Origin of the sequence: Rhizobium sp. SEMIA 4085 (assembly GCF_013004495.1) — a bacterium.
In the GTDB taxonomy this organism is placed as follows: Bacteria; Pseudomonadota; Alphaproteobacteria; order Rhizobiales; family Rhizobiaceae; genus Rhizobium; species Rhizobium gallicum.
In genome coordinates this window covers 1-8,144 of record NZ_JABEPH010000283.1, presented here as the reverse complement: position 1 = coordinate 8,144, position 8,144 = coordinate 1, and the positions used below count along the sequence as shown (strand labels likewise).

Genomic DNA, 8,144 nt, shown 5'->3' with positions numbered 1-8,144 from the left:
GCGCGCGAACCGGAGCGCTGCCACGTGGTCAGCGCGACGCAGGACGAAGAGCCGATTGCCGCGGAAATTCTTGCGATCGTCAATCAGCTTCTTGGGCCTGTTGCCGTCGCCAAGCTGCCGGAGGCCGCGCATGAGTGACGAGAGGCCGGGGCTTCTGGACGGCGCCATCTGGCCGGCCGAAAACACGAAACTCTTCGGGCATGACCAAGCCCAGGCTTTTCTTTCCCAATCCTATCGCTCCGGCAAGGGCCATCACGCGGTCCTGATCGAGGGACCGGAGGGGATCGGGAAGGCAACCCTCGCTTTTCGCTTTGCAAACTACGTTCTGTCGAATCCCGATCCGGCAACGGCGCCCGCAACGATCGCCGATCCTGATGCGGCCTCGTCCGTCAGCCGCCAGATCGCTGCAGGGGCGTCGCATAATCTTCTCTATCTTTCGCGTCCCGTCGACGAGAAGACAGGCAAGGTAAAGTCGGCGATCACGGTAGACGAGGTGCGGCGCGCCGGACGCTTCTTCTCGCAGACCTCCGGAACAGGAAACTGGCGCATCGTCATCATCGATCCGGCAGACGACATGAACCGCAATGCAGCCAACGCCATCCTGAAAATTCTGGAGGAGCCGCCCAAACGCGCGCTTTTCCTCGTGCTGTCGCATGCGCCGGGAAAGCTTCTGCCGACGATCCGTTCACGGTGCCTGCCGCTTAAGCTTTCGCCGCTGGATAATGGCGCCTTGGGCGCGGCACTCGCCAATCTCGGCGTAACCGGTAGCGATCCCTCGATGATATCGATCGCGAAAGGCAGCGTCGGGGAGGCGTTGAAGCTCCTGAACTACGGCGGCGGCGAGATCATCGCGGCATACAACGAGGTCCTGTCGGCGCAAGGCCCGACGGCTCGAAAGGCGATGCATCGTTTGGCGGATGCCTTGTCCGGCAAGGATAGTGACACGATATTCGAGTTCTTCGTGAGCCACGTCGGCGACGACCTGATGCACCGGGCCCGGCATGCAGCGCAAGCCGGCGAGCTTTCCGCCGCCGAACGGCTGGCACGCCTGCAATCCGATATCAACGAGCGGCTTGCCGTTTCCGACGCTTACAACCTCGACCGCAAGCAGACCATCCTCAGCATTCTCAGTGACATCCAGCAGCCTGGCCTCTGATCAGCCGGCAAGCAGTTTCCAGGCAACGATCGCGAGCGTGAGCGCAAGCACGATGCGAATTGTGCGTTCATGCAACTTCGGCGCCAGGAGGCTGCCGGCGATGATGCCCGGAATCGAGCCCACCAACAGTGCCAAAAGCAGGAGCCAGTCGATCTCGCCGATGATCCAGTAGCCCATGCCGCCGATGAGCGTTAGCGGCACCGCGTGGACGATATCGGAGCCGACGATTTCGCGGACATCCAGCCGCGGATAAAGCACAAGCAGGATCGTTACCCCGAGTGCACCGGCACCGACCGATGTCAGTGTAACAAGGATGCCGAGAGCCAGCCCGAGGATGACGGGGAGAACGGCAATCGTCGCCGGACGGGGCAGGGCGCGCTCGCCAGTGACCCGGCGAGCAAAGCCGAGAATCTGCGCGCGGAAGACAAGCATAACGGCCGTCATGACGAGCAGCCAGCCAAGCGCTGCGGTAATCGTATCGGCAACCTCAACGCTCTTGCGATCGACGCCCGCCATCAACCAGAGCATGAGGAGCGCTGCCGGAACACTGCCCGCCCCGAGCGCACCGACAACTCGCCAATTGATCCGGCCATGCATGCCATGGACCGCAGTGCCCGCCGTCTTGGTGACGGCGGCATAGAGGAGGTCTGTTCCGACCGCGGTTGCCGGATGGACGCCGAATAACAGGACAAGCAGCGGCGTCATCAGCGAGCCGCCGCCAACGCCGGTGATGCCGACAAGCGCGCCGACGAAAAAGCCGGAAAGTGAATAGAGAGGTTGGAAATTTTCGAGAAACGTCAAGCGACGGACCTCTGACAAACAGAGAAACGGCTTTTGCCCGCTGCTGGAAATCTCACTTCGGTTGCGCCCCGTTCTTCGGTTTCGCAAGGCCTAGAATGTGGCAGAAAGCGAGTCAAGCTCAGCGCTTCGGCAAACCGCCAAATCACAAGCGCTTTCGAAACTTAGTGTTTCTCTTCTTCATGACATGCGCTAAGAGCGGCTGATATTTCGAGAGAGTAAGCCGGACACGATGGCCGCCATGACAGACAAGACGCCCTTCTACATTACCACCGCGATTTCCTACCCGAACGGCAAGCCGCATATCGGCCATGCCTACGAGCTGATCGCGACGGACGCCATGGCGCGCTTCCAGCGTCTTGATGGTCGTGATGTCTTCTTTCTGACGGGCACCGACGAGCACGGCCAGAAGATGCAGCAGACGGCACGCGCGGAGGGTATTACCGCCCAGGAGCTTGCCGACCGCAACTCTGGCGAGTTCGAGGCGATGGCCCAGCTGCTGAATGCCTCGAACGACGATTTCATCCGCACCACGGAACCCCGCCACCACGAAGCCTCCAGCTACATCTGGAAGCTTATGGCGGAAAACAGCGATATCTACAAAGATTCCTACGCCGGCTGGTATTCTGTGCGCGACGAGGCCTACTACCAGGAGAACGAGACGGAGCTCCGCGCCGACGGCGTGCGCTACGGGCCGCAGGGCACGCCCGTCGAATGGGTAGAAGAGGAAAGCTACTTCTTCAGGCTTTCCGAATACCAGGACAAGCTCCTCAAGCACTATGAAGACAATCCCGATTTCATCGGTCCAGCCGAACGGCGCAACGAAGTGGTTTCCTTCGTCAAGTCCGGCTTGAAGGACCTTTCGATTTCGCGCACGACCTTCGACTGGGGCATCAAGGTGCCCAACGATCCGTCGCATGTCATGTATGTCTGGGTCGACGCGCTGACCAACTACATCACAGCGACCGGCTATCTCCAGGATCCGAACGGCCCGAGAGCGAAGTACTGGCCGGCCGACATTCATGTCATCGGCAAGGACATCATCCGCTTCCATGCGGTCTATTGGCCCGCTTTCCTGATGTCGGCCAGGCTGCCACTGCCAAAGCGGGTCTTTGCGCATGGCTTCCTGCTCAACAAGGGCGAGAAGATGTCGAAGTCGCTCGGCAATGTCGTTGATCCCGTCAATCTGGTGAACCATTTCGGTCTCGATCAGGTGCGGTATTTCTTCCTGCGCGAAGTTTCCTTCGGCCAGGACGGCAGCTACAGCGAAGAGGCGATCGGCACGCGGATCAATTCCGATCTTGCGAACGGCATCGGCAATCTCGCGAGCCGTTCGTTATCTATGATCGTCAAGAATTGCGACGGCACGATACCGGAATGCGGACCGTTGACCGACGAGGACAAGGCGATGCTGGCTCAGGCCGATACGCTGCTCGCGTCGACGCGCGAGGACATGGACAAGCAGATGATCCACCGGGCGCTCGCCTCCATCATCGCGGTCGTTTCGGAAACCGACCGTTATTTTGCGAGCCAGGAGCCATGGGCGCTGAAGAAGACCGATCCGGCGCGGATGGGCACCGTGCTTTATGTCACCGCTGAAGTCGTCCGCCAGATCGCGATCCTGCTCCAGCCGTTCATGCCGGAATCGGCGGGCAAGCTGCTCGACCTCGTTGCCGCACCAGCCGACGAGCGGGGTTTCGCGGCATTGGGTGAAGCCGGACGCCTCGTTCCCGGAACGCCGCTGGAGGCACCAAAGCCTGTCTTCCCGCGCTATGTGGCGCCGGAAACCTGAGGGCATGCCATGCTGATAGATACGCATTGCCATCTGGATTTCGCCGATTTCGAGGAGGAGCGAGACGATATCATCTCGCGCGCTCACCAGGCCGGTGTGAAGCAGATGGTGACGATCTCGACGCGCGTGCGGAAACTCGAAAAGCTGCTCGCGATCACCGAGAAATATCCCTCGGTCTTCTGCTCGGTCGGCACGCATCCGAACAATGCGGATGAGGAGCTCGACATTCAGGCCGAAGATCTCGTGCGCCTCGCCAAGAAACACGAGAAGGTCGTCGCGATCGGTGAAGCCGGGCTCGATTACTTCTACGACACGCAGAAGCCGGAGAACCAGAAGACAGGCTTTCTGCGCCATATCGCTGCCGCTCGCGAAACACAGTTGCCGCTGGTGATCCATAGCCGCAGTGCCGACGAAGACATGGCGGCAATGCTGACCTCAGAAACTGGGAAGGGGGCCTTCCCCTTCATTCTCCATTGCTTCTCGGCCGGTCCCGCACTTGCCCGAACCGGCGTCGAACTCGGCGGCTACATTTCTTTCTCTGGCATCCTCACCTTTCCGAAATCCGAGGAGTTGCGGGCAATCGCAAAAACAGTCCCGCACGACCGGCTGCTGGTCGAAACCGACGCGCCTTACCTTGCGCCGAAGCGCTGGCGCGGCAAGCGCAACGAGCCGTCTTATGTAGTGAACACCGCCGAGGTCCTCGCTGAAACGCTCGGCGTCAGCTATGCCGATATGGCGCGGATCACTACCGAGAATGCTTTCCGGCTCTTCTCGAAGATGCCGAAGGTCTAGCCGCGTGAGCTACCGGCGGCGCTTCACCATTCTCGGCTGCGCCTCGTCGCCCGGCGTGCCGCGCATTACCGGCGATTGGGGCGCATGCGATCCGACCAATCCGAAGAACCGCCGTACGCGCGCAGCCTTCATGGTGCAGCAATACGACGACAACGGCGGGGTCACGACCGTCGTCATCGACACCGGATCGGATTTCCGCGAGCAGATGATTGCCGCCAAGGTGCAGCACATCGATGCTGTGCTTTACACGCATCCGCATGCCGATCACATTCACGGCATCGACGATCTGCGCGGCTATTTCCACAACGCACAGCAGCGCGTGCCGATCTATGCCAATCCGTTCACGATGGACCGCATCCGCCAGGGCTTCAGCTATTGCATCGAAACGCCGCCCGGCAGCAATTATCCGCCGATCGTCGAGCCGATCCTGATCGAGGATATGACGCCTATCGCCATCAGCGGCGCTGGAGGCACGATTTCATTTCGGCCGCATCTGCAGCAGCACGGCGACATACATTCGCTCGGCTTTAGAATCGGTGATGTCGCTTACTGCAGCGATATCAGTGACTTCCCGCCGGAGACTGTCGCAAAGCTTCAGGATCTCGACATTCTCATCATCGACGCTCTGCAATACCGCTATCATCCGAGCCACCTGTCTCTTGAGCAATCGCTCGACTGGATCGGGCGGCTGAAGCCGAAGCGGGCGATCCTGACGCATATGCATACGCCGCTTGACTACGAGACCGTGATGGCCGAGACGCCCGAACACGTCGAACCCGCCTTTGATCAGATGCAATTCGAGGTCAAAGTGGATGAACTCCGAGCGGACTTGGACGACCCGGGAACGGAATAGTAACTGGTACTTTCCGGCACCGGCTAGCGAACCTCAGCGACAACGACGTGAGCACGTAGGTTTCCATGAATCCGTCCGCTGCCAAAGCGCTGTTCGAGCGCTGCGGCGACAGCACGAACAGCCTTTTCGTCATCGGCAGCGCGCGCGGCGATCTCCATTTTCAATGGCGTACCCCGGCAGAATGCTATTGCGACGTCGCGCGGCGAGGGGGCATGCGCGGCCATGTCTATCGTATCGATCGTCACTTTCCGGAAGCCCGCGTGCCTGAGATCAGTCTCGATTGTCTCTCGCTCGCAATAGCCATGCGGCGTCCGTTCGAGAAAACGCGTGGGGTCGTCGGGAAAAGCCGTGACGATTGCCTCGGAAACGGTGCGGGCAATTTCGTTTTCGGCAAGCGAGGCCCAGGTGTTGAAAAGAAATGTTCCCTTGGGCTTCAGCACTCTTAGTATCTGGCTATAACCGCGCTGCTTGTCCGGAAAGAACATCACGCCGAACTGGCAGGCGACCACATCGAAACTTGTGCTCTCAAAGGGCAGTTCGAGCGCGTCCGCCTGTTTCCACTCGACCTGGCGGCCAACGCCTTTCTTCGCTGCGATATCGAGCATTGCCTGGTTCAGATCGGTAGCGACGATTTGGACCTCCGGCGCAAGCCTGGCCGCCATGGCTCGTGTCAGCACACCCGATCCCGCGGCGACTTCCAGAACACGTTCGGGATGGCAGTTCGCGATGCGGGCTGCCAAATCCGAGGCGTATCCCTCGAATAGGATCGGCACGAGGAACTGCTCGTAGATCGCGGGAATGTCTCCTTGGAAATGCGCATCGGTCGCGATCATCATCTTCTTCTCCTTGGCTTGCCGGCGCATCGCGCCGAGCGAGTGGCGCACGGCACAGCGGAGCGCTGTCGCTCGATATTTTCCTTGTTCCGAGTAAAGTGTCACACCCAACAGCCACGGCAACTAGCCCAAAAGATCTAATAAGGACCACACCTCGACGGTCAGCCGGAGAGGGTAGGCATCGCCGGTGAACCCGCCGGTAGCGTAGGCTCCCATTTTTTGACGCCTGCATCCAGGATCTCGACAGCAGGGCCACGCTGTTTAAGGTCGTTATGCCGTTTAGTTCCCCAAGATCGATGAGCACCCACCAGGCAAGGAACTTGCGTTTGGTGCCCCCTACGAATTCACCGGCGCGGAGCAGGGGTTGTCAACGGAGCGGCGACCGCGCCGTTTGTGGCCGTATGGCTGGACGAGAGTTTATATCCCAGTGAATGCCAACAGAGCAGTTTCCATAGTGGTTTATGCAGCAGCCAATCGACGGCGAGCGGATAGGGACCGAACGCATATTAATGCGGAAAGTATGACTGGCAGACATACAAGGTACGCTGTCCTGATACCAGCGTGCTCCGCCACAAAACCGAGCAGCGGTGGAGCGAGGAAGAACACGACAAACGACATTTGGCCCAATGCCGCGACATTGAGATGGGAGGCTCGGTCCGAGCGCCGCGCCGCTGCAGAAACGGCAAGGGGGTATACCACGCTACAACCGCCGCCCATGAGCGCAAATCCAACAAGGGCGATGTATTGATGCGGAGCGAGCCACACCGCGCAAAGCCCAACGGCTGACACGAGGAGCAGTGTCAAGGCGACCGTTCGGGAGCCGAAGCGATCGACAAACGGATCTGCAAATAACCTCGTCAAAGCCATGAAGAAGGTGAAAAGCGTAAGGCCCAGCCCTCCGACGAACGGTTCTGATTGGAAGACGTCGCGCATATAGATCGCCGACCAATCAATTCCCGCGCCCTCGACCAGAAATGCGGCGATACCAATGACACAAAGAGGAAGCAGTGCAACTGTCGGAAGCGCGATACGCCCCGCGTCTGCATGATCAAGCGCCACTCTTGCAGGGGCATTGCGCATGCCAGCGATTACTATCGTAGCCACGATCAGGACAAACCCGAACGTCAATCCTAGATGAAGCTGCGTTGATATGCCTGCCTGGCGGACTCCGGCCGAAACCAGGGCTGTGACGAAGAAGCCAAGGCTCCAGAATCCATGTGCCCGGTTCATCACGCCCCGTCCAAGCTGCGCCTCAATGCGGTCAATCTCGACGTTGAGATTGATCTCCAGCGCTCCTGCCAGCAGCCCTTCGCACAAAAGAATGCCGAAAACCAAAGGAGCAGCACTCACCCAAGGCACAAGAGCAAGACACGCGGACGTTCCCAACACGGTAAGAATAGCGGTGGTACGTGCTCCGAGGCGGGCAACGATGGGGGACGAAAACGTTAGTGAAACCAACGCGCCGACCGCGGCTCCAATCAGCGTCAAACCGAGCTCAGATTTGTCAATCTGGAGGGCGTCTTGAATGTCCGGAAGACGCGACAGCATAGCGCCCATTGAAACAGCAAACAGGAAGAAGCAGACATAAATCCGCTGCTGCGGTCCTATGTGCATGTTGCGGCTCCAGAGGCTAGGACGGTGGGAGGTCTCCTTTTAGGCGAACTGCCACCCGATAACAACATGAACGCTCGCTCTTAAGTGTGTCGGATACGATTTATGGCGTCTAGTTCACGACGCGTTGGTCTCGCGAGAGTGCTTTTTAGTTCCATAATCTATCTTATGTGACATTTGTTTGTAGCCGCAAAGTTAAAGTGTCCTGTTTCTGCAAAGTAAGAATGTCACACTCCCCGCGTTTGATGACGTGGGAGATTGCCGATGGGACTGATTGCGATGAGCGAGCGTGACCTGCAGCGGATCGAG

7 protein-coding genes and 1 pseudogene are annotated in these 8,144 nt (G+C 59.3%); 5 read left to right on the top strand and 3 right to left on the bottom strand.

From position 1 onward, the window contains the following. Nucleotides 1-138: pseudogene (locus tag C9413_RS33760) on the top strand (thymidylate kinase); the annotation flags it as partial. Further along, a complete protein-coding gene (locus tag C9413_RS23370; protein WP_039844894.1) occupies nucleotides 131-1,156 on the top strand; it encodes a DNA polymerase III subunit delta' in 1,026 nt (341 codons plus the stop codon). The pseudogene C9413_RS33760 and the gene C9413_RS23370, both read left to right, overlap by 8 nt. Here the strand turns inward: C9413_RS23370 and C9413_RS23365 are convergent, their stop codons facing one another. Further along, nucleotides 1,157-1,957 carry a sulfite exporter TauE/SafE family protein gene (locus C9413_RS23365; protein WP_170250962.1) on the bottom strand — a complete coding sequence of 267 codons (801 nt, stop codon included), beginning with the start codon at nucleotides 1,955-1,957 and terminating at the stop codon, nucleotides 1,157-1,159. Nucleotides 1,958-2,195: 238 nt separating this feature from the next. Between C9413_RS23365 and metG the strand changes: the two genes are divergently transcribed. The 3 genes from metG to C9413_RS23350 are packed head-to-tail and all read left to right on the top strand — an operon-like array spanning nucleotide 2,196 to nucleotide 5,391. Further along, the gene (gene metG, locus C9413_RS23360) at nucleotides 2,196-3,746 is read left to right on the top strand and encodes a methionine--tRNA ligase (RefSeq protein ID WP_039846759.1); all 1,551 of its coding nucleotides are present in this window, start codon (nucleotides 2,196-2,198) and stop codon (nucleotides 3,744-3,746) included. 9 nt (nucleotides 3,747-3,755) lie between these two features. Further along, a complete protein-coding gene (locus C9413_RS23355; protein ID WP_039844892.1) occupies nucleotides 3,756-4,538 on the top strand; it encodes a TatD family hydrolase in 783 nt (260 codons plus the stop codon). 4 nt (nucleotides 4,539-4,542) lie between these two features. Next, entirely contained in the window at nucleotides 4,543-5,391 is an 849-nt protein-coding gene (locus C9413_RS23350; protein ID WP_039844891.1) for an MBL fold metallo-hydrolase, read from the top strand. Between the two features lie 23 nt (nucleotides 5,392-5,414). On the opposite strand, the gene C9413_RS23345 is transcribed toward C9413_RS23350, so the two are convergent. Together C9413_RS23345 and C9413_RS23340 are read right to left on the bottom strand one after the other, a co-directional pair. Next, nucleotides 5,415-6,227 carry a methyltransferase domain-containing protein gene (locus C9413_RS23345; RefSeq protein ID WP_318299961.1) on the bottom strand — a complete coding sequence of 271 codons (813 nt, stop codon included), beginning with the start codon at nucleotides 6,225-6,227 and terminating at the stop codon, nucleotides 5,415-5,417. A gap of 456 nt (nucleotides 6,228-6,683) precedes the next feature. Next, on the bottom strand, nucleotides 6,684-7,838 hold the full coding sequence (locus C9413_RS23340) for an MFS transporter (RefSeq protein ID WP_039844890.1): 1,155 nt from the start codon (nucleotides 7,836-7,838) through the stop codon (nucleotides 6,684-6,686). Nucleotides 7,839-8,144: the final 306 nt, after the last annotated feature.

Coding starts and splice junctions, on each gene's coding strand:
- C9413_RS23370 (WP_039844894.1), top strand. CDS start 131: ATGAGTGACGAGAGGCCGGGGCTTCTGGACGGCGCCATCTGGCCGGCC.
- metG (WP_039846759.1), top strand. CDS start 2,196: ATGACAGACAAGACGCCCTTCTACATTACCACCGCGATTTCCTACCCG.
- C9413_RS23355 (WP_039844892.1), top strand. CDS start 3,756: ATGCTGATAGATACGCATTGCCATCTGGATTTCGCCGATTTCGAGGAG.
- C9413_RS23345 (WP_318299961.1), bottom strand. CDS start 6,227: ATGATGATCGCGACCGATGCGCATTTCCAAGGAGACATTCCCGCGATC.
- C9413_RS23340 (WP_039844890.1), bottom strand. CDS start 7,838: ATGCACATAGGACCGCAGCAGCGGATTTATGTCTGCTTCTTCCTGTTT.